Below are 21,086 nucleotides of genomic sequence, written 5' to 3' on the forward strand. Positions count from 1 at the left end.
AATCCGGCATGTTCCTACCTGCGCAACTCGCATTGAAATTTCAATTGTTCTCGGGTGCGTTGCGAGACCAGCCTTTCAAATGGTTGATCGCCACGTTGTCAATTGCAGTGGGCGTGGGCCTTGGCTTTGCAGTGCACCTGATTCACAAACAGGCACTGGATCAGTTCAACAACGGTGTGCGCCAGTTTTCCGGGCAGGCCGATTTGCAATTGCTGCCGCACAGCCAACTGTTGCCGGAAGCCGCACTGGACCAACTCAGTGTGCTGCCTGAAGTGGCTGTGGCATCGCCAGTCATTGACATTTTGGTACCAGTCAGGGACCTGGAAAAACCAGTGCGTTGGTTGGGGCTGGATGTTTTTACCGCTGCCCTGGTAACCCCCAACCTGATTGGACAAACCAATGAAAAAACAGAGAACCCCCCAGAGCAAGGCGACATACCGCTGTTAAACAGCAACAACGTATTCATCAGCCCGGCATTGAAAGAACAGTTGCCCGGCGAACAGCAGACGCTCAGCACACTGCAAGGTAACCGTAGTGCTGAATGGCGCATTGCGGGCAATGTGCCTGCGGCGGGTGCGGGCCAGGTGTTGGCCATGGCGGATATCGCAGCAGTGCAGTGGCGCCTGGGCACCCTGGGACAGATATCCCGAGTCGACCTGAAGCTCAGAGAAGGCGTAAGTCCGGCTGCATTTCAAAAACAATACGAGGCGCAGTTCGCCAGCCTGGGCCGCCTTGAAACGCCCAGTGAACAAGGCACACGGGGTGCCAGTGTGTCACAGGCCTACCGTGCCAACCTGTCAATTCTGGCCATGGTGGCCCTGTTAACGGGTGGCTTTCTCACCTTTTCAACTCAAATGCTTGCCGTGGCGCAACGTTCGCGCCAATGGGCCTTGTTGGCAGCCTTGGGGGCCAAAGCGGGCGCATTGCGCATGCAAGTGCTGTTTGAATCCATGTGCTGCGGCATCGTGGGTGGGGCCTTGGGTGTTGCAATGGGCTGGGGATTGGCCTGGTCGGTAGTGCGCTATTTGGGCGTTGATTTGGGCGCAGGTTACTTTGAAGCAGCGCACGGTGCGGTAAGCCTTGCACCTGTTGACGCGATGCTGTTTGGCGGTTTCGGCGTGTTGGCGACATTACTGGGCGGCTTGTCCCCTGCATTTCAAACCGGGCAAATGGCTTTGCACCAGCGGCTGCGCGCTGGCACCGAAGAGGCAGGCCTGCAGTTTGCCAACAAAGCGCACTGGTTGGGCTTGCTGCTGTGTGCAATTGCGCTTGCCTGCCTGTGGATTCCTCCATATGGCAACATTCCCGTGGGCGGCTATTTGGCAGTTGCCTTCGGCCTGTTTGGCGGCATTGCCATGATCGGGCTTGTGGTGCGCGCATTCATTCGCCACCCCGCGCAGCTGTCTGCCCTTGGGGATCTTGCAAAATCGCGGCTGGCCAGTACGCCGAATTTGCTGGCGGTAGGGTTATCGGGCGTGGTGGCCAGTTTTGCGTTGGTGGTGGCCATGCATGTGATGATCTACAGTTTTCGCTTTTCGCTCGACAATTGGTTAACGCAGGTGCTGCCCGCGCCCCTGTATGTCAAATTAAACACACCCACAATTCCAGCATTTCCGGATGAATTTCAAAACAAACTGGCTGCGGAGCCAGGCATTGATTTGATTGAATTCTGGGGCTCGCAATCTTTGGTGCTCGACCCGAAACGACCTGCCGTGGAATTGATTGCAAGACCGATTGGTGTCGACGCGGCCCGGCAACGCCTGCCAATGACCGGCACCACCCTGGATTCACCACAGGCTGGTACTTTGCCAGTGTGGGTCAGTGAACCCATGACCGACCTTTACGGTTTAAAAGCAGGCAGTCAACTTGTGTTGCAACTGGACCAGGGCACCGTGATACCCACCACGGTGATGGGCGTGTGGCGCGACTACACCCGGCAGCACGGTGCGATCGTGTTGCCCAAAGCTGCACTGCTGAGTGAATTCAATGTGAAATTCAAAGACACTCAAGGCGCTGTATGGCCAAACCAGGCTGTTACGGTGAAAGAAGCCATCACCCGGATTGAAAAGGCAGCCAGCACTACCGCCTTGTCAAATAAAATCGACTTTGCCGAGCCCGGAGAAATCAGACAAATCAGCCTGGACATTTTCGATCGGAGTTTTGCGGTCACCTACCTGCTGGAAATTGCCGCCATAGTGATTGGCCTGTTTGGTGTGGGCACAACCTTCTCTGCCATGGCATTGCAACGCAAGCGCGAATTCGCGCTGCTCGGTGCCATTGGGGCTGGCCCGGGATGGATGCTCAAGCTGATTGCACGCGAAGCCTTTCTGGCCTCGACTTTGGCGGCTGGCGTGGGTTTGACGATTGGCCTTGCATTTGCAGCCATCCTGATTTTCGTGGTCAATCCACAATCGTTTCACTGGACCATGGAATGGTTTACGCCCTGGCGTGATCTGATCTTGATGGTCGTGGTGTTGGTGGCAATGAGCAGCGCAACAGTCACGCTTGCCCTGCGCGGCAAATTGAATACACAACTGGTGGACCAACTCAAAGAGGAATGGGCATGATGCGGCGGAAAATTCTGAAAGCAGGCTTGGCGCTGCCCGTCCTCGCGCAACTGGCCTTGCCGCGATCGGTGCATGCTGCACGCGGCCTTGAACGGGTATACGCGCAGCCAAGCCCAGAGATACTACCCAGGCTGCCACAAGACCACGGCGTGCACCCTGCATTTCGTACCGAATGGTGGTACTTCACCGGGTGGTTTGAAAGCCCTGAATTTGAACAGGCTTTCGGCGTGCGAATTACGTTTTTCAGATCTGCACCCAATGTGAATGTTCAAAACCCCAGTGCATTCTCGCCCCAACAACTGTTATTTGCGCATGCAGCGGTGGCGCTGCCCAAGGCAGGCAAGCTGGTGCATGAACAAATCGTTCGCCGCGCAGGCCGCGGCGGCGCCGAATTGAAAACCAGCAGCACTGAGGTACTGAATATTCGAATGCCAGGCTGGCACCTGCAAAGTGGCAATGGCAGCCAATGGCAATGCCGGGTGGATACACCGCAACTTTCGATGAACCTGAGCATGGCGGAAACCCAGACCCCATGGATACAGGGCCAAGGCGGCTACTCCCAAAAAGGACCAAAACCAGAGCAAGCAAGTTATTACATCACCATGCCGCACCTGAAAAGCACTGGCACCATTCGCATTGAGGGCAAAACATTGCCAGTGCAAGGCACCTTCTGGATGGATCATGAATGGTCCAGCACTGTATTGGCACCCAACGCCCAGGGTTGGGACTGGGTTGGTTTGCACGGTGATCAGGGCGAGTCGCTGATGGCCTTTCAAATTCGCGACCGCGACAACACCAAACCCCCGGTGTGGACCCATGCGGCACTTCGCCAGGCCAATGGCGAGGTACGCAATTTCAGGCAAATCCAGTTCAAGGTGTTGCGCCAATGGAAATCAACCCGAACCGGAATTCAATACCCTGTGGCGCAACAGCTGCAACTCGATGAGCAAACCTTCGAACTTGAACCGCTGTTTGATGATCAGGAACTGGACGCACGCGCCAGCACGGGCACTTTGTATTGGGAAGGCGCCGTGCGCGTGAAAAGCAACAAGGCTTCGCCTTGGGGCCGAGGCTATCTTGAAATGACGGGGTATGATCGCCCCATGCAACTTTAAGTCGAATGCCACACACTGAATGAGCAACACGAACAAACTTCAAACGCTGGGCTCCACACTCGGCTCGCTGATAAGCCCACACAAGTCCTGGGCCGTTGCCGCGCTGGGTGCATTGCTGCTTGGCTCGGCCATGTCGCTGACCATGCCAGTCATGTTTCGCTGGCTTATCGACAGCGGTTATCTGGCTGGTGAAAATCCGGAAGGCTTGAATACCGCATTTGCTTATTTACTGATATTGGTGTTCGTTCTGGCCATGGCCAGCGCTGTGCGGTTTTACCTGGTGACCACACTGGGCGAACGAATTTCTGCCGACTTGCGCAACCGCGTATACAGCCACCTGCTGGTACAACGACCCGAGTTTTTTGAAACGCTGAAAATAGGCGAAGTACTTTCACGACTTACTGCCGACACCACACTCATCCAAACATTGATTGGCAGCAGCCTGTCCTTTTTCTTGCGAAACAGTTTGACCTCATTGGGTGGTTTGGTGATGTTGTTGCTCACCAGCCCCCTGCTCTCGGGTGCGGTACTGCTCTTGGTCGTGGTGGTCATGATCCCGGTGGTGATATTGGCAAGGCGCGTACGCAAATTGTCCCGGGTCAGCCAGGACAAACTGGCCGCCAGCAGCGCAATTGCACAAGAGGTTCTGAACCAGATTACCACCGTCCAGGCATTCAACCAGGAACACACCGAAGCAGCCAAATTCACCAAGTCCAGCGAGCAAACGTATCAAACCGCACGCAGGCGCACAGTGAACCGCTCGGCCTTGTTGTTTGTCGCCATTGGCTTGGCCTTTTCAGGCCTGGGGGTGGTGCTGTGGATGGGTGCCAAGGCAGTGGCCAGTGGTGAAATGAGCGCAGGCGAATTGGCCCAGTTTGTGATGTATGCAGCCTTTGTGGGCGCGGGCTTTGCAGCTTTGTCGGAAGTACTGGGAGAATTTCAACGTGCTGCAGGTGCAGCCGAGCGGCTGGTTGAATTGCTGAACCTGGACACCACCATTCACAAACATGGCTTGCCGCCGCCGCCCAAACAAGGTGGTTTCTTGATCGAGTTCAACCACATTGATTTTGCCTACCCTTCTGCCCCTGAAAAACTCATACTCGAAGACTTCAACTTGAGCATTCAACGCGGCGAGACATTGGCCGTGGTAGGACCTTCGGGTGCTGGCAAATCAACCCTGTTCAGCCTGCTGCTGCGTTGGTACGACGTGAACCAGGGACAAATTTTGATCGAAGGCAAAGCCTTGGAAAGTTTGCACCTGGAGCAATGGCGTGCCAATTGTGCCTATGTATCGCAAGAAGCCGTGATTTTTTCCGGAAGCCTTCAGGACAATGTGCGCTACAGCAAACCTGACGCCACCGCCGAAGAAATCAACAAGGCGCTTGCCGATGCGGCTGCTACCCATTTTGTACGCAGAATGCCAGAGGGCCTGGATACAAACGTGGGTGAAAAAGGTGTGCGCTTAAGCGGCGGCGAACGTCAACGGGTATCCATTGCCCGCGCTGTGCTGCGCGATGCAGGTTTGCTATTGCTTGACGAGGCCACCGCAAGCCTGGATGCAGAAAGTGAGCAACTGGTACAACAGGCCATTGAAAAAAGCCGTCACGGCCGAACCACGCTGATTATTGCTCACCGCCTGGCCACAGTGATGGCAGCCGACCGCATTGTAGTGATGAATGAAGGCAAGATTGTCGAAATGGGCACCCACAAAGACCTGATGGCCCGGCAAGGGTTGTATGCCAAGCTGGCCTCGCTTCAGTTCATTGATGAAAATGCACAGAAAATGATGGCACCAGCTTAGGGTGCATCGGCCCGACAAGGTAAACTTATCGGATCCAAGAACCCTCGAATTTGCAGCGAATACACCATGCAACAGTACCTTGACTTGATGCAGCACGTGCTAAACCACGGCACCGACAAAATGGACCGCACCGGCACCGGCACGCGTTCCGTGTTTGGCTATCAAATGCGCTTCAATTTGCAAGACGGCTTTCCGATGGTGACCACGAAAAAATTGCACACTCGCTCGATCATTCACGAGCTGCTGTGGTTTCTGATGGGCGACAGCAACATTCGCTACCTGAAAGAAAACGGCGTCAGCATTTGGGACGAGTGGGCCGATGAGAACGGCAACCTGGGCCCTGTTTATGGTGTGCAGTGGCGCAGCTGGCCCACAGCCGACGGCCGCCACATCGATCAAATTTCGCAGTTGATGCAACAAATCAAAAATAACCCCGATTCTCGCCGCCACATTGTGAGCGCCTGGAATGTGGCTGAAATCAACAATATGAAGTTGCCACCTTGCCATGCACTGTTTCAGTTTTATGTGGCCGATGGCAAGTTGAGTTGCCAACTCTACCAGCGCAGTGCCGATATTTTCCTGGGTGTGCCTTTCAACATCGCCAGTTACGCCCTGCTCACCCACATGGTGGCCCAGCAGTGCGATCTCGAGGTGGGCGATTTTGTGTGGACGGGCGGTGATTGCCACCTGTACAGCAATCACATGCAGCAAGTGGCCGAGCAACTCAGCCGCAAGCCCTATTCTTTGCCTACGCTACAAATCAAACGCAAACCCGAAAGTATTTTCGATTACAAATTCGAAGACTTTGAAATTCTGAATTACACTTGCCACCCGCACATCAAAGCGCCCGTGGCGATTTAAATCATGAAAGTATCCATTGTGGCTGCGGTAGCCAAGAACGGCATTATCGGCATCAACAACAGCCTTCCCTGGCATTTGCCCGAAGACCTGGCTTTTTTCAAGCAAACCACCCTGGGGTGCCCGGTTTTAATGGGCAGAAAAACCTATGAGTCGATTAATCGACCGCTGCCTGGCCGCCTGAACGTGGTGTTGTCGGGCAACGCGGAATGGACGCCCGCCCCCGCCAAAGACGGCACGCCTCGAAACGTAATCGCCTACCCTGCAGCGCTACCGGAAGGCAGCGCCACTCAAATTGCCACAGCCACAAACTTGCCCAATGCACTGAAATGGCTTGCAGGCTTTGAACAGGTGTTTTTGATTGGCGGCAGCAACTTGTATCAACAGGCACTGAACCAGAACCTGGTCGACGAGTTGATTCTGACCGAGATCCATCACGACTTTGACGGTGATGCCAGTTTTCCAGATTGGGACCGATCCAGGTTCGGGGAAACAGATCGAATCGTCAATCCAGCCACCAGCGAACGCGCATGGGGCTTTGATTTTGTAAAATACGCAAAAGTAGACAATCACCCCGCGAAGAATTAAACCCTTTACAGGGTTAGAAGGAGTAAGAAATGGCACGCACAGTGAACTGCATTAAATTGGGTAAAGAGGCCGAAGGGCTGGACTTCCCCCCCGCACCCGGTGAATTGGGCAAGAAAATTTTTGAAAACGTGTCCAAACAAGCCTGGCAAGACTGGTTAAAGCACCAAACCATGCTGGTCAACGAAAACCGCCTGAGCCTGGCTGATGCACGCGCCCGCAAGTACCTGATGGAGCAAATGGAAAAGCATTTCTTTGGCGATGGTGCCGAACAGGCAGCGGGTTATGTACCACCCAGCAACTGATTGATCGAAGCAAATTTAGCTAAAAAAAAGCCCGCTACACAGTAATGAAGCGGGCTTTCTAGTTTTACTCAGGCACAAACAGTGGTTGATCAGTTCCCCGAGGCTTCTTGGGCAACTGCCTCTGGACCTTGGTGGCGAACGTCACGCCCTTTGACCATGTAAACCACGTGTTCAGACATATTTTTGGAATGGTCGCCAATTCGTTCAATTGCTTTTGCAATAAACAAAATTTCAATAGAACGAGAAATAGTGCGTGGGTCTTCCATCATAAAGGTGATCAACTGGCGCAAAATCGCCTTGAATTCGTCGTCCACCTCGATATCCGCCTTCACCACTTCAGCCGCGGAAACCGCATTCACCCGAGCGTATGAATCCAACACCTTTCGCAACATGGCAATGGCGTTGCTGGCAATGCGGTGCAAATCGACTTTGGGTACAAAGTGCTTACCAGCATCGGCAATCATCATGCCCATGCGAGCCACTTTTTCGGCTTCATCGCCAATGCGTTCAAGGTCGCGAATCATTTTGATGGCCACAATCACGGAACGCAAATCGACGGCTGCTGGTTGGCGACGCGCAAGAATATGGTTACACAATTCATCAATTTCAAGTTCGATGTCGTTGACCTCTTTCTCGCGACGAATCACTTCCTTGAAAATGTTGGTATCGGCCGCACCCAGACCCTCGATTGCTGACACGATCTGATTCTCCACCAGGCCGCCCATCTGTAGAACGCGAGTGCGCAGCGACTCCAGTTCGGCGTCGTACTGTTTGGAGGTGTGTTCAGTCATTTGTCTTCCTTAACCGGATAATTGTTGTAACGATGCAATGTGGCACAAGCACATGACAGGAATTTGTCAAACCGAGCCACATCGTCACTTTATTCTGCCATGTTCTACACAATTATTCAGGCCTTCATCCTGTCTGCATGTGGGATTAAAGGGTTTTTATGCCCTCTGCTGTCGCTATTAGCACCACATCGGCCTTTCGAATCGCAAAAAGCCCGTTGGTTACCACGCCCGGCCAATGATTAATCTCTTTTTCCATGGCAACCGGATCGGTGATTTTCAAGCCACTCACATCCAGAATGATGTTGCCGTTGTCGGTGGTAAAACCTTCGCGCAATTTCACCTGACCACCCAAGGCTTCGAGCTTTCGAGCAATCGCATTGCGCGCCATGGGCAAAACCTCAACTGGCAAAGGGAAAGCCCCCAGCACTTGCACCAGCTTCGATTGGTCTGCGATACAAACAAATTTTTCAGAAATATCGGCCACAATTTTCTCGCGGGTGTTGGCACCGCCACCACCCTTGATCAGGCAATTCGCTGGATCCACTTCATCAGCGCCGTCCACGTAAATCGACAGACTTTCTACATCGTTCATGTCGACGATCGGCACGCCAATTTCACGCAGCTTTTTCTCGGAACGCACGGAAGATGACACTGCACCCTTGAGTTGAATGCCTGACTCGGCCAAGGCATCAATGAAGCAATCCACAGTCGACCCAGTGCCCACACCGAGTACGGTGCCCGGCTGGACATATTCAAGCGCGGCCTTGGCCACCATTTTCTTCAGTGTTAGAGCATCCATGATGGGTGTTTGATATTCCTGATTGATATTGAGTGTGCTGACGGGTAAACCGTATTTTAAAGGCAGAAGTGAAGCGGAAAAGAAAAAACCAACTGCATGCAGTTGGTTTTTCCTGAGTTTACGACCAAGAGGTCTGTGTTTACTTCTTTTTCTGGGCTGGTAAATCGGTACACACACCTTTGTAAACCTCAGCAGCCATGCCCACACTTTCACACAGGGTTGGGTGGGGGTGAATGGTTTTGCCAATGTCGACAGCGTCTGCGCCCATTTCTACGGCCAGGCATACTTCACCGATCAAGTCGCCGGCATTCATGCCGACAATACCGCCGCCCACCACACGCTTGGTTTCCTCATCAAACAGAAGTTTGGTGAAGCCGTCGTCGGCGTTGTTGGCAATGGCACGACCGGACGCCGCCCACGGGAATACCGCTTTGCCCACTTTAATGCCTTGGTCTTTGGCCTGGTCTTCAGTCAGACCGACCCAGGCCACCTCGGGGTGGGTATAGGCCACGCTTGGAATAACCCGAGCATCGAAATAGGCTTTTTCATCCGCAGCGGCTTCAGCGGCCACATGGGCTTCATGCACAGCCTTGTGCGCCAACATGGGTTGCCCCACAACATCGCCGATGGCGAAAATATTCGGCACGTTGGTGCGCATTTGCTTGTCCACCGGGATAAAGCCACGGTCAGTGACAGAAATACCTGCTTTGTCAGCACCAATTTTTTTACCGTTGGGCGTACGGCCCACCGACACCAGCACCATGTCATAAAGCTGGGGTTCTTTCGGGGCTTGCTCACCTTCGAAAGTTATCAAAATGCCTTTCTTGGTGGCCTCAACCCCCACGGTTTTGGTTTTCATCATGATGTTGTCAAAACGCGGTGTATTGCGCTTCTGCCAAACCTTGACCAAATCACGGTCAGCACCTTGCATCAGGCCATCGAGCATTTCGACCACATCAAGGCGTGCGCCCAGCGCGGAATACACAGTGGCCATTTCAAGGCCGATGATGCCCCCGCCAATAATCAACATGCGTTTGGGAACAAACGGCAGTTCAAGGGCACCGGTGGAATCGACAATTCGCGGATCTTCAGGAATAAATGGCAAATGCACAGGTTGCGAACCAGCAGCAACAATTGCCTTGCCAAATTGCACCACTTGTTTGCCGCCATCGGCCGCCACCACTTCCAGGTGATTGGCGCTCAAAAAGCTGCCCACACCTTGCAGGGTTTTTACCTTGCGGCCCTTGGCCATGCCAGCCAAACCACCGGTCAGCTTGCCCACCACGCCTGCTTTGTGCGCGCGCAGTTTGTCGAGGTCGATTTTCGGTTTGGCAAATGCAATGCCATGCTCGCCCATGTGCTGCGCTTCTTCCAGCACCTGTGCAGTGTGCAACAGTGCTTTGGAAGGAATGCAACCCACGTTCAAACACACACCACCCAAGGTGCTGTAGCGTTCAACCAGAATTGTGTTCATGCCAAGGTCGGCACTGCGGAACGCCGCGGAATATCCACCTGGGCCTGCGCCCAACACCAACACATCGCACGTGTGGTCCACTTGACCACTGTAGCTGCTGGCGGGGCCAGCAGATGCCACGGGTGCAGCGGCCACAGGCGCAGCCGGTTTGGACTCCGCCGCAGGTGCTGCTGGCTTGGACTCGGCGGCAGGGGCAGAAGCCGGGGCGGCAGCAGAAGCACCACCACCACTGATTTCGCAAATCTCGCTGCCCTTGGATACTTTGTCGCCCACTTTCACGAGCAGCTTGGTCACCACGCCATCATCCGATGCCGGAATTTCCATGCTGGCTTTGTCGGACTCCACCGTGATCAAGGATTGCTCCTTGCTCACTTTGTCGCCTTCTTTCACCAACACTTCAATAATTTCTACGGAATCAAAATCACCAATATCAGGAACGATCAGTTTCATGTGTTCATCCCCCTTACAACAGCACTTTGCGCATGTCGGCCAACACGCCAGCAAGCTCAGTGGTAAATCGGGCAGCCATGGCACCGTCGATGACACGGTGGTCGTAACTCAAACTCAAAGGCAACATCAGGCGTGGTTCGAACTCCTTGCCGTTCCAAACCGGTTTCATGGCCGATTTGGACAAGCCGAGAATTGCAACTTCTGGTGCGTTAATAATGGGGGTGAACAGGGTTCCACCCACACCGCCAAGCGATGACACCGTGAATGTGGCGCCTTGCATGTCGGCACCTTTCAGCTTGCCATCGCGTGCCTGGGCGGAAAGCTCGCCCAATTCATTGGCAATTTGCGCAAAGCCTTTTTGGTCAACGCCTTTGATCACAGGCACCACCAAACCATTGGGCGTGTCAGCTGCAAAACCAATGTTCCAATACTTTTTCACAATCAGCTTGTCGCCAGCTTCGGTTAGCGAGGCATTGAAAGCGGGGTACTTTTTCAGCACGGCCACGCAAGCTTTCATGACGAAGGCCAGCATGGTCAGCTTCACGCCCTGTTTGGCCAAAGCTGCATTGGTGTCTTTGCGGAATTGCTCCAGATCAGTAATGTCAGCTTCGTCGAACTGGGTAACGTGGGGAATCATGACCCAGTTGCGATGCAAGTTCGGGCCCGACAGCTTCTTGATGCGAGAAAGTTCTTGTTCTTCAATTTCACCAAACTTGGTGAAATCCACTTTTGGCCAAGGCAACAAATCAAGGCCGACACCACTGCCGCCCTTGGCTGCACCGGTCGAAGAAGACCCCACTCCCGCAACGGCTGCTTTCACAAAATTGCGAACATCGTCGGGTGTAATGCGACCCTTGGGGCCAGTGCCTTGCACGGTGGTCAAATTCACACCCAGTTCACGTGCAAACTTGCGCACTGAAGGGCTTGCGTGCGGTGCGTTCACCGGTGCAGCTGTTGGATTGTGCGGCTCAGCACTAACTGGAGCAGCAGGCGCTGGCGCAGCGCTTGCAACAGGCGCAGGCGCTGCGGCTGGTGCTGCAGGCTTCGGAGCTTCCGTTTTGGCTGCCTCGGCTTTCGGTGCTTCTGCCTTTGGGGCCGCTTCAGATTTAGGCGCTGCAGCAGCACCCCCTTCAGCAGGCTCCAGAATCAGCATCAAGGTTCCTTCTTTAACCTTGTCGCCGATTTTCACTTTCAGTTCTTTTACTACGCCGGCTTGCGGGCAGGGAATTTCCATGCTGGCTTTGTCAGATTCCACCGTGATGATGGATTGCTCCGCCGAAACGGTGTCACCGGCTTTCACCAGCACCTCAATGATTTCCACCCCGTCAAAATCGCCGATGTCGGGTACTTTGATTTCGATTGTCATTTCAGTCGTCCTTTTTATGCGTAGGCTGGGTTGGGCTTGTTGGGGTTGATGCCGTATTTCTTGATTGCATCACCCACGGTGCTCAAGGGAATTTCACCTTGATCGGCCAGGGCCTTCAATGCTGCAACGGTTACGAAATGACGGTTCACCTCAAAATGCTCACGCAACTTGGAGCGGAAATCGGAACGACCAAAACCATCGGTGCCCAATACTTTGTATTCACGACCTTTGGGCATGAATGGCCGAATTTGATCCGCAAACAACTTCATGTAGTCGGTTGAAGCCACAATTGGACCTTCGGTTTTTGCCAGCGTTTTTTCGACATAGCTAGGCTTGGATTTTTTCTCAGGGTGCAGCATGTTTTCACGTTCAACATCCAGGCCTTCACGGCGCAGTTCAGTGAAACTTGTTACTGACCACACATCGGCAGCAACACCCCAGTCTTTCTCAAGCAACTCGGCAGCTTCCAGTGATTCACGCAAAATGGTGCCCGAACCCAACAACTGAACGCGTTTCTTACCCGCTTTCTTCAAGGCAGATTCGCGGCACACGTACATGCCTTTCAGAATGCCCTCTTCGGTGCCCTTTTTCAGACCAGGTTGCGCGTAGTTCTCGTTCATCACGGTGAGGTAATAAAACACGTTTTCCTGATCTTCAACCATGCGCTTCAAGCCATGTTGAATGACCACCGCCAGTTCGTGCGCAAATGTGGGATCGTAGCTAACGCAGTTGGGAATGGTCGAAGACAAAATATGGCTGTGACCATCTTCGTGCTGCAAACCTTCACCATTCAATGTGGTGCGGCCAGCAGTGCCGCCCAACAGGAAGCCACGCGCTTGCATATCGCCTGCGGCCCAGGCCAGATCGCCCACACGCTGGAAACCGAACATGGAGTAATAAATGTAGAAAGGAATCATGACGCGGTTGTTGGTGGAGTACGACGTGGCCGCCGCGATCCAGGAACTGAATGCGCCAGCTTCGTTGATGCCCTCTTCCAGAATTTGGCCGGCCTTGTCTTCGCGGTAGTACATCACCTGGTCACGATCCACTGGTTCGTACAACTGCCCCTGTGAGGAGTAAATACCCAACTGACGGAACATGCCTTCCATGCCGAAGGTGCGGGCTTCATCGGGCACAATCGGCACAATGCGCTGACCCAGTTCTTTGTCGCGAACCAATGCAGTAAGTACGCGAACAAAAGCCTGTGTGGTGGAAATTTCACGGCCTTCCTTGGTGGGCTCCAGCACCGATTCAAATGCATCCAGGCCAGGTACTTTCAGCTTTTCGTCGGCCTCGCGGCGACGCTTGGGCAAATAACCGCCCAAAGCTTGGCGACGTTCATGCAGGTACTTGATCTCTGGCGCATCGTCGGCCGGTTTGAAGAAAGGCACTTCGTCGATGATGTCGTCGGAAACCGGAATGTTGAAACGGTCGCGAAATTCCTTGATGGATTGAATATCAAGCTTCTTTTGCTGGTGGGTGGTGTTCTTGCCCTGGCCCACTTTGCCCATGCCAAAACCTTTCACGGTTTTTGCAAGAATCACTGTGGGCTGACCTTCGTGTTTCATGGCCGCATCGTATGCAGCATGTACCTTGTGCGGGTCGTGGCCGCCACGGTTCAAGCGCCAAATGTCTTCATCGGTCATGCGGGCAACCATTTCCAGCAATTTGGGGTGCTTGCCAAAGAAGTTTTTACGCACATAAGCGCCGTCGTTGGCCTTGCAGTTTTGGTATTCGCCATCGACCATTTCCAGCATGACTTTGCGCATCAGCCCGTCTTTGTCGCGGGCCAGCAGTTCATCCCAGTAACCGCCCCAAATTACTTTGAGTACATTCCAGCCTGAACCACGGAACTCGCCTTCCAGTTCCTGAATAATTTTACCGTTACCACGCACAGGGCCATCGAGGCGCTGCAAGTTACAGTTCACCACAAACACCAGATTGTCGAGCTTCTCGCGCGCGGCCATGCCGATGGCGCCCAATGATTCGGGTTCGTCCATTTCACCGTCACCGCAGAACACCCACACTTTGCGCTTGGATGTATCGCAAATACCGCGGGCGTGCAGGTACTTCAGGAAACGGGCTTGGTAAATACCCATCAACGGGCCAAGACCCATTGACACGGTGGGGAACTGCCAGAATTCAGGCATCAGCTTGGGGTGGGGGTAGCTTGAAAGACCTTTGCCATCCACTTCCTGACGGAAGTTGTCCAGTTGATCCTCGGTTAGGCGACCCTCGAGAAAGGCGCGGGCATAAATACCGGGAGAAACATGGCCTTGAAGGTACAACAAGTCGCCGCCGTGGTTTTCATCTTCAGCATGCCAAAAGTGGTTAAAACCCACGCCCAACATGGTAGCCAGGGATGCAAACGATGCAATGTGACCACCCAGGTCTCCGCCATCGGGCGGGCTTTTTTTGTTGGCACGCACCACCATGGCCATGGCGTTCCAGCGCATCCAGCTGCGCAGGCGCTCTTCATATTCCATGTTGCCGGGGCAACGGGTTTCAAGGTGCACGGGGATGGTGTTCACGTACTCGGTGTTCGCCGAAAACGGGATAAAGGCACCGCTTAAACGGGCTTTGGCAATGAGTTGTTCGAGCAAGTAATGCGCGCGCTCCGGGCCTTCGCGTTCAAGCACGGCCTCCAGGGCATCTAGCCATTCTTGGGTTTCTTGGAAATCGGGATCGTCCGATCCGGGGAAATCGAGTTGCGCTGACATTGCTTCCTCCTTGGGTCTCTGGGTTCTTTTGCAGAAGTACGAGCTTTTGGCTGTATTTCCTGTTGATATTAGAGTATCACACCTAATTCATAAAGTTTCAAATTATGATTTGTGTTTTCATATCGTGGAATTTATAAGGATTTTCCCGAATCCCCTTGAATCCAGTCAACCCACCTGCCCGCTTGTTTTGTACACTTCAGTCATCTTCAGGATTTCGAGACCGATTCGACCGTGCGCCTCAGCGATCAACCCCGTACAAGCCCATTGGTTTGGGCCACCCCGCTGGTGGGCATCATTCTGTTTTTGCTCGCCATGGGGGCGTTTTTCTACACCCTGCATTCCGAGGATCAAAATCAAACCCAATTGCGGGTGATCCGCGATGTCGAACTTGCACGCCAAACCATTCGTACCCGCTTGCTGGCCTCGCAAGAACGCCTGAACCAGATCGCCCGTGGCTTTGAACAAAATAGCAGTGATGTTGAGGGGTTTCGCTTTTCCGCTCAAGCCCTGTTAAATGAGTTTCAGGAAGTCAGCAGCGTGCTGATTATTGATGAGGAAAGACGGGTCACCAATTTGGCCCTGCCTGGTTCGCGATCCTCGGAAGTGCTGCATCCCCTATTCCAGACCATCGAAGATGCCGAGAGCTACTGGGCATTCAACACCGCCAGGGAAACTCGCCTGCCCGTGTTTTCAAGACCTTTCCTGGACCCATCCGGCAAGGTTTTTATTGAAGTTCACAGCCCGATCTTCAACAAGGGCGATTTCATTGGCACAGTTGCCGCGACCATTCCCCTTGCCTCTTTGCTCAACGATGCAGTGCCGGAGTCTTTTGTTCAACTCTATCTGGTCAGCATTGTGGACGGAGGGGGCAACCCGGTGGCGTCCAATGTCAGCCGGTCGATCGACAATGCCAAACTAAGCCACGAGGTACCGCTAGACCCACCGGGGCACGGCCTGAAACTGCGCGCAGTGCTTTACAAAACCAACACCGAGCTGTTCTCCAATATGCTGGCGTGGGCCGTGTTTGGACTTTCATTGGTGATTGTTTGGAGTTTTATCTTGCTGTTTCGCCATGCGAAACTTCGCAGTCAGGCCGAGAAGCGATTGTTGGCTGAGACCAAGTTTCGACGTGCGATGGAGGACTCAGTGGTCACCGGGATGCGAGCCATCGACATGCAAGGGCGGATTACCTATGTCAACCCTGCTTTTTGCAAGATGACAGGCTACAAGGAATCGGAACTGGTGGGCATGACGCCGCCGTTTCCTTATTGGCCAGACCGGTCTTACGAGGAACAGCAAACCAATCTGGACTTGATTTTGTCGGGTAACGCGCCGCAGAAGGGCATCGAAGTGCAAGTTCGCAGGCGCGACGGCAGCGTGTTCGATGCGCGCATGTACGTTTCGCCACTGGTCGATAGCGATGGCCAGCAAAGTGGCTGGATGACCTCAATGACAGACATCACCGAACCCCGCAGGGTACGCGATGAGCTGGCTGCAGCCCACCGCCGGTTTGTTCGCATTCTCGAAGAGCTGGATGCCGCTGTTTGCGTGCAAGGCCCCGAGGCCGGGCTTGACGAATATATTTTCGTGAATCGGCTGCATCGCGAATGGTTTGGTAAAGCGACGCCGCCACGCATGTCGAAGAATCGCCGAAACCGTGTGAACCTGTATGAGCCTTTTGAGTGGCTTAATCCCGTTTCACAGCGTTGGTACGAGGTTCGAAGACGATCCATTTCCTGGGTAGACGGCGCAACGGTGGTGATGCAGGTGGCCACCGACATATCTTCGCGCAAGGAAGCCGAGGACATGTCACGTCAGCAACAGGAAAAACTGCAGTTCACCTCCCGATTAATCACGCTGGGTGAACTTGCCTCCTCCCTGGCCCACGAGATTAACCAGCCGCTGGCGGCCATTTCCAACTACAACATGGGCAGCGTCACACGCCTTAAAGCAGGCAAGGTAAGTCCTGAGGAACTGCTTCCTGTGCTGGAAAAGGTCAATGTTCAGGCCCAGCGCGCCGGAGCTGTCATTCGCCGCATTCGCGAGTTTGTGAAGCAACAGGAACCCAAGCGTGGCCCCTGCCCGATCGGAAAAATTATTGAGGATGCGATCAGCTTCTCGCGACTGGAGGCGAAACACCAGTCTGCAAGAATCGAAATGCACCTGCCGGACGCATTGATGTCTGTAGTAGCAGACCCCGTACTGATCGAGCAAGTACTCATGAACTTGATCAAGAACGGACTTGAGGCCATGGGGCATTTGCCATCGGAGCAAAAGCTGATTGAAATCCAGGTGGGCCAATCGGCTCAGTTTACCCTGATTGAAGTTCGGGATCACGGTGTTGGAGTGCCCGAAGAAATTCGTCAACGGCTGTTTGAGTCCTTTTTCACCACCAAATCCGATGGAATGGGCATGGGGCTGAACATCTGTCGTACTATTATTGAGTATCATCAAGGCCAATTGTGGGTAGAACCCGCGCAAGGCCAAGGCAGCGTGTTCAAGTTCACCTTGCCCTTGGCCGAAGACTCGGTGCTTGCGCACATCAACCCACCTGTTATGGAATAAAGCCAATGCTCCACACCCAGCCACGCCCCACCGAAATACAAGAAACCGTGTTCATCGTGGACGATGACGAGGCGGTGCGAGACTCGCTTCAATGGTTGATTGAAACCGAGGGATATCAGGTAAAAACCTATGAAGATCCTGAGTTGTTTCTGGAACAACTGGCATGGCCACAGCCCTGTGTGTTGCTGCTGGACATACGCATGCCCAAGCTTTCTGGCCTGGAAGTTCAAAAAACACTGAATGAACGCGGCATACCCATTCCGATCGTGTTCATCACCGGCCATGGCGATGTCACCCTGGCCGTTGAAACCATGAAAAACGGTGCGGTTGATTTTCTGGAAAAACCCTTTGATGAAGGCAAAATCAAAGACCTGATTCACCAGCACATGCGCCTTGCCCATGAACTTGCACAAACTGCCAAACTTGATGAACAAATCAACAAACTGTATTCCAAGCTGACAACGCGTGAGTTGCAGGTGCTTGAGCGCATTGTTTCTGGCCGTTTGAACAAACAAATAGCCGACGACCTGAATATCAGCATTAAAACAGTAGAGGCCCACCGCGCCAATATTATGGACAAGCTGCAAGTAACCACTGTGGCCGACTTGTTGAAAATTGCCTTGCGTAAATCACCGGAATTGGCACAGTCCTGACGATCTCTCAACAAGGCCCACTGCCAACCTGAAGGTGGGCCTTGTTCAATTGAACCATTTCAAATTTAAGAACTCATTCAACCATGTCTGCACAACTTATCAGCGGCACTGAACTGGCTGCCTCAATTCGTGAAACCATTGCAAAGCGCGCTGCCGAGCTCACCGCGCTGGGCCACCAGCCGGGCTTGGCCGTGGTACTTGTGGGTGAAGACCCAGCCTCGCAGGTTTATGTGCGCAACAAGGTATCTGCGTGCGAGAAAGCGGGCTTTAAATCGGTCATGCACCGCATGCCAGAAAACACCAGCCAGGACGCGCTGGTGGGCTTGGTTGAACAACTGAATGCCGACCCCAGCATCCACGGCATTCTGGTGCAACTGCCTTTGCCCAAGCACCTGGATTCGCATTTGGTGATTGAGTCCATCAACGCCGAAAAAGATGTGGATGGCTTTCACATCAGCAATGCGGGCTTGCTGATGACAGGCAAACCCCTGTTTCGCCCGTGTACGCCCTACGGCGTGATGAAAATGCTGGAATTGACTGGCATTGAATTGCGTGGCGCAGAAGCAGTCGTCATTGGCGCGAGCAACATTGTGGGCAAGCCCCAAGCCATGTTGCTGCTGCAACAAGGTGCAACGGTCACCTTGTGCAACAGCAAAACCAAAGACCTGAAAGCGCATTGCCAGCGCGCTGACATACTTGTCGTTGCGGTGGGGCGCCCCAATATGATTACTGGCGACATGATCAAACCCGGCGCAGTGGTGATCGATGTGGGTATTAATCGCCTGCCAGACGGAAAATTGTGCGGCGATGTGGATTTTGAATCAGCCAAGGAAGTGGCCGGCTGGATTACGCCAGTGCCTGGCGGCGTTGGCCCCATGACCATCACCATGCTGTTGCAAAACACAATTGAAGCGGTTGAACGCAGCATATAAGCGCAACCTTTAAGCATTTTTTAGCAGGACCCAAGACCTATGAACGCGAACATGAGCAACCCCCTACTCGACTTTTCCGGATTACCTCGTTTTTCGGATATCAAAACCGAGCACGTGGAACCAGCAATTGACACGCTGCTTGCGGCTGCAAAAAAACAACTGGAAACAACCGCCAGCACCGCACCAGAACAAGCCACTTGGGAAGACACCCTTATGCCACTGGATGTGGTCTGTGAACAGCTCAGCCGCGCTTGGGGTGTGGTGGGTCATCTGCATTCGGTGGCCGACACCGACGAACTGCGCGCCGCCTACAATGCCTGTTTGCCAAAAACCACCGAATTCTGGACCATGGTTGGGCAGGACGAACGCCTGTATGCCATATACAAAGCCATTGAACAAAGTGATGCAGCCAAGCTGTTCACACCGGCGCGACTGAAAGTACTGGCCAATTCCATTCGCGGCTTCAAGCTTGGCGGTGCCGAACTGCCGGCTGATCAAAAGCCGCGCTACGCCGAAATTCAAGACCGCCAGGCGGCCATTACGGCCAAGTTTTCTGAAAACGTGCTGGACGCGACCAATGCCTTTGAACTGATCGTGACCGACAAAGCCGAGTTGGCTGGCATTCCCGATTACGCAGTTCAGGCCGCCGAAGAGTTGGCGAAATCTGAGGGCAAGGAAGGCTACAAATTCACCCTTCAATTCCCCTCCTATTTTCCTGTGTTGCAGTACGCAGACAAACGCGAGTTGCGCGAAACCCTTTATGAGGCTTATGCAAAGCGCGCCTCTGAATTCGGCCCTGCGGAGCTCGACAACACGGCACTGATCCGCGAGCTGCTCCAGCTGCGCCTTGAAGAAGCCCAAATGTTGGGTTACAAGAATTTCGGTGAATTGAGCCTGGTTCCAAAAATGGCCAACACACCCGGTGAGGTTGTAAACTTCCTGCGCGAATTGGCCCTGAAGGCCAAACCATTTGCCTTGCGTGACCTTGAAGAAATCAAGGCATTTGCGAAAGCCGAGCTGGGCATGGATGAATTGCAAAGCTGGGACATGAGCTATGCATCCGAAAAACTGAAAGAAAAGAAATACGCCTTCAGTGATCTCGAAGTGCGCCAATACTTTCAGGAAGACCGCGTGCTGGATGGTCTGTTCAAGCTGACCGAGAAGCTGTTCAGCGTGCAAATTGTGAAAGCCCAGGCGGACACCTGGCACCCCGATGTACGCTTCTTTGAAGTTCAGAAAGAAGGCAAAGCGATTGCGCACTTTTACCTGGATCCGTATGCGCGTGCCAGCAAGCGCTCAGGTGCCTGGATGGACGATGCCCGTGGCCGCAAACGCACAGACCAAGGTGTGCAAACACCTGTGGCTTACCTCACCTGCAACTACACAAAACCGGCAGCGGGCAAGCCGGCACAACTTTCGCACGACGACGTTCAAACCCTGTTTCATGAATTCGGGCATGGCATTCACCACATGCTGACCCGTGTAGACGAACTGGATGTGGCCGGCATCAATGGCGTGGAATGGGATGCAGTGGAGCTGCCATCGCAATTCATGGAAAACTTTGCCTGGGAATGGAGTGTGGTTGAATCACTGACTGCACACGAGACCACTGGCGAGCCAATGCCCCAAGCCTTGTTCGACAAAATGGTGGCCGCCAAGAATTTCCAGAGTGGTTTGCAAACCCTGCGCCAAATCGAGTTTTCCTTGTTCGACATGCTGGTGCACACCGATTTCGACCCGCACAGCGGAACGAATATTCTGGACCTGCTGGCCCAAGTACGCAGCGAGGTGGCAGTGTTGATTCCCCCAGCCTACAACCGATTCCCCAATTCGTTCGGTCATATTTTTGCGGGTGGCTATGCCGCGGGTTACTACAGCTACAAGTGGGCTGAAGTACTGTCGGCCGATGCATTTGCCATGTTCGAGGAAAACGGTGTGATAAGCCCGGAAACTGGCAAGAAGTTTCTGGAGGAAATACTGTCGGTGGGTGGCAGCCGCTCGGCAGCAGAATCGTTCAAGGCCTTCCGTGGTCGCGAACCCAGTATCGACGCCCTGCTTCGCCACACTGGCATGGTTGACAACAGGCAGGCGGCGTAATGGCCAAC

At 53.7% G+C, this 21,086-nt stretch carries 15 protein-coding genes; 10 read left to right on the plus strand and 5 right to left on the minus strand.

Annotation, left to right across the window (positions count from 1 at the left end; all coding sequences use genetic code 11):
• Positions 1-8: 8 nt before the first annotated feature.
• The 6 genes from P0D43_RS12010 (at position 9) to P0D43_RS12035 (ending at position 7,231) form a co-directional block, all read left to right on the plus strand.
• A complete protein-coding gene (locus P0D43_RS12010; RefSeq protein WP_394672520.1) occupies positions 9-2,567 on the plus strand; it encodes an FtsX-like permease family protein in 2,559 nt (852 codons plus the stop codon).
• Complete coding sequence (locus P0D43_RS12015) at positions 2,564-3,682, plus strand: lipocalin-like domain-containing protein (RefSeq protein ID WP_394672521.1); 1,119 nt, start codon at positions 2,564-2,566, stop codon at positions 3,680-3,682. The genes P0D43_RS12010 and P0D43_RS12015 overlap by 4 nt, the downstream gene beginning before the upstream one ends.
• A gap of 19 nt (positions 3,683-3,701) precedes the next feature.
• The gene (locus tag P0D43_RS12020) at positions 3,702-5,483 is read left to right on the plus strand and encodes an ABC transporter transmembrane domain-containing protein (protein WP_394672522.1); all 1,782 of its coding nucleotides are present in this window, start codon (positions 3,702-3,704) and stop codon (positions 5,481-5,483) included.
• 66 nt (positions 5,484-5,549) lie between these two features.
• Complete coding sequence (thyA, locus tag P0D43_RS12025; protein WP_394672523.1) at positions 5,550-6,344, plus strand: thymidylate synthase; 795 nt, start codon at positions 5,550-5,552, stop codon at positions 6,342-6,344.
• 3 nt (positions 6,345-6,347) lie between these two features.
• A complete protein-coding gene (locus P0D43_RS12030; protein WP_236550875.1) occupies positions 6,348-6,929 on the plus strand; it encodes a dihydrofolate reductase in 582 nt (193 codons plus the stop codon).
• Between the two features lie 29 nt (positions 6,930-6,958).
• Entirely contained in the window at positions 6,959-7,231 is a 273-nt protein-coding gene (locus P0D43_RS12035) for an oxidative damage protection protein (protein WP_008249931.1), read from the plus strand.
• 89 nt (positions 7,232-7,320) lie between these two features.
• Here P0D43_RS12035 and phoU read toward each other — a convergent pair whose 3' ends face one another.
• The 5 genes from phoU to aceE all read right to left on the minus strand — a co-directional run bounded on the left by phoU (position 7,321) and on the right by aceE (position 14,831).
• A complete protein-coding gene (phoU, locus tag P0D43_RS12040) occupies positions 7,321-8,022 on the minus strand; it encodes a phosphate signaling complex protein PhoU (RefSeq protein WP_159570877.1) in 702 nt (233 codons plus the stop codon).
• 145 nt (positions 8,023-8,167) lie between these two features.
• Positions 8,168-8,821 carry a ribose-5-phosphate isomerase RpiA gene (gene rpiA, locus P0D43_RS12045; RefSeq protein ID WP_159570885.1) on the minus strand — a complete coding sequence of 218 codons (654 nt, stop codon included), beginning with the start codon at positions 8,819-8,821 and terminating at the stop codon, positions 8,168-8,170.
• A 139-nt stretch (positions 8,822-8,960) separates the two neighbouring features.
• Positions 8,961-10,745, minus strand: coding sequence for a dihydrolipoyl dehydrogenase (gene lpdA, locus P0D43_RS12050; protein ID WP_394672524.1), 1,785 nt, complete (start codon positions 10,743-10,745; stop codon positions 8,961-8,963).
• A gap of 13 nt (positions 10,746-10,758) precedes the next feature.
• Positions 10,759-12,111 (minus strand): dihydrolipoyllysine-residue acetyltransferase, encoded by a 1,353-nt coding sequence (gene aceF / locus P0D43_RS12055; protein ID WP_394672525.1) that lies wholly within the window; start codon positions 12,109-12,111, stop codon positions 10,759-10,761.
• Positions 12,112-12,125: 14 nt separating this feature from the next.
• The gene (gene aceE, locus P0D43_RS12060) at positions 12,126-14,831 is read right to left on the minus strand and encodes a pyruvate dehydrogenase (acetyl-transferring), homodimeric type (protein WP_394672526.1); all 2,706 of its coding nucleotides are present in this window, start codon (positions 14,829-14,831) and stop codon (positions 12,126-12,128) included.
• 231 nt (positions 14,832-15,062) lie between these two features.
• Between aceE and P0D43_RS12065 the strand changes: the two genes are divergently transcribed.
• The 4 genes from P0D43_RS12065 (at position 15,063) to P0D43_RS12080 (ending at position 21,078) form a co-directional block, all read left to right on the plus strand.
• On the plus strand, positions 15,063-17,396 hold the full coding sequence (locus tag P0D43_RS12065; RefSeq protein WP_394672527.1) for a PAS domain S-box protein: 2,334 nt from the start codon (positions 15,063-15,065) through the stop codon (positions 17,394-17,396).
• Between the two features lie 5 nt (positions 17,397-17,401).
• Positions 17,402-18,049, plus strand: a complete 648-nt coding sequence (locus P0D43_RS12070; protein WP_201301478.1) for a response regulator transcription factor — start codon at positions 17,402-17,404, stop codon at positions 18,047-18,049.
• An 83-nt stretch (positions 18,050-18,132) separates the two neighbouring features.
• Positions 18,133-18,981: a bifunctional methylenetetrahydrofolate dehydrogenase/methenyltetrahydrofolate cyclohydrolase FolD gene (gene folD, locus P0D43_RS12075; protein WP_159570900.1), complete on the plus strand. Its 849-nt coding sequence runs from the start codon at positions 18,133-18,135 to the stop codon at positions 18,979-18,981.
• Positions 18,982-19,032: 51 nt separating this feature from the next.
• A complete protein-coding gene (locus P0D43_RS12080) occupies positions 19,033-21,078 on the plus strand; it encodes a M3 family metallopeptidase (RefSeq protein WP_394672528.1) in 2,046 nt (681 codons plus the stop codon).
• The last annotated feature ends 8 nt before the right edge of the window (positions 21,079-21,086 follow it).

It is taken from the genome of Limnobacter sp., from assembly GCF_043511195.1.
In the GTDB taxonomy this organism is placed as follows: domain Bacteria; phylum Pseudomonadota; class Gammaproteobacteria; order Burkholderiales; family Burkholderiaceae_B; genus Limnobacter.

Excerpts from the sequence above, each read along its gene's own strand:
- folD (WP_159570900.1), top strand. The coding sequence starts at position 18,133 with ATGTCTGCACAACTTATCAGCGGCACTGAACTGGCTGCCTCAATTCGT.
- lpdA (WP_394672524.1), bottom strand. The coding sequence starts at position 10,745 with ATGAAACTGATCGTTCCTGATATTGGTGATTTTGATTCCGTAGAAATT.
- P0D43_RS12015 (WP_394672521.1), top strand. The coding sequence starts at position 2,564 with ATGATGCGGCGGAAAATTCTGAAAGCAGGCTTGGCGCTGCCCGTCCTC.
- phoU (WP_159570877.1), bottom strand. The coding sequence starts at position 8,022 with ATGACTGAACACACCTCCAAACAGTACGACGCCGAACTGGAGTCGCTG.
- P0D43_RS12035 (WP_008249931.1), top strand. The coding sequence starts at position 6,959 with ATGGCACGCACAGTGAACTGCATTAAATTGGGTAAAGAGGCCGAAGGG.
- thyA (WP_394672523.1), top strand. The coding sequence starts at position 5,550 with ATGCAACAGTACCTTGACTTGATGCAGCACGTGCTAAACCACGGCACC.
- rpiA (WP_159570885.1), bottom strand. The coding sequence starts at position 8,821 with ATGGATGCTCTAACACTGAAGAAAATGGTGGCCAAGGCCGCGCTTGAA.
- P0D43_RS12080 (WP_394672528.1), top strand. The coding sequence starts at position 19,033 with ATGAGCAACCCCCTACTCGACTTTTCCGGATTACCTCGTTTTTCGGAT.
- P0D43_RS12020 (WP_394672522.1), top strand. The coding sequence starts at position 3,702 with ATGAGCAACACGAACAAACTTCAAACGCTGGGCTCCACACTCGGCTCG.
- P0D43_RS12070 (WP_201301478.1), top strand. The coding sequence starts at position 17,402 with ATGCTCCACACCCAGCCACGCCCCACCGAAATACAAGAAACCGTGTTC.
- P0D43_RS12030 (WP_236550875.1), top strand. The coding sequence starts at position 6,348 with ATGAAAGTATCCATTGTGGCTGCGGTAGCCAAGAACGGCATTATCGGC.
- aceE (WP_394672526.1), bottom strand. The coding sequence starts at position 14,831 with ATGTCAGCGCAACTCGATTTCCCCGGATCGGACGATCCCGATTTCCAA.
- P0D43_RS12010 (WP_394672520.1), top strand. The coding sequence starts at position 9 with ATGTTCCTACCTGCGCAACTCGCATTGAAATTTCAATTGTTCTCGGGT.
- aceF (WP_394672525.1), bottom strand. The coding sequence starts at position 12,111 with ATGACAATCGAAATCAAAGTACCCGACATCGGCGATTTTGACGGGGTG.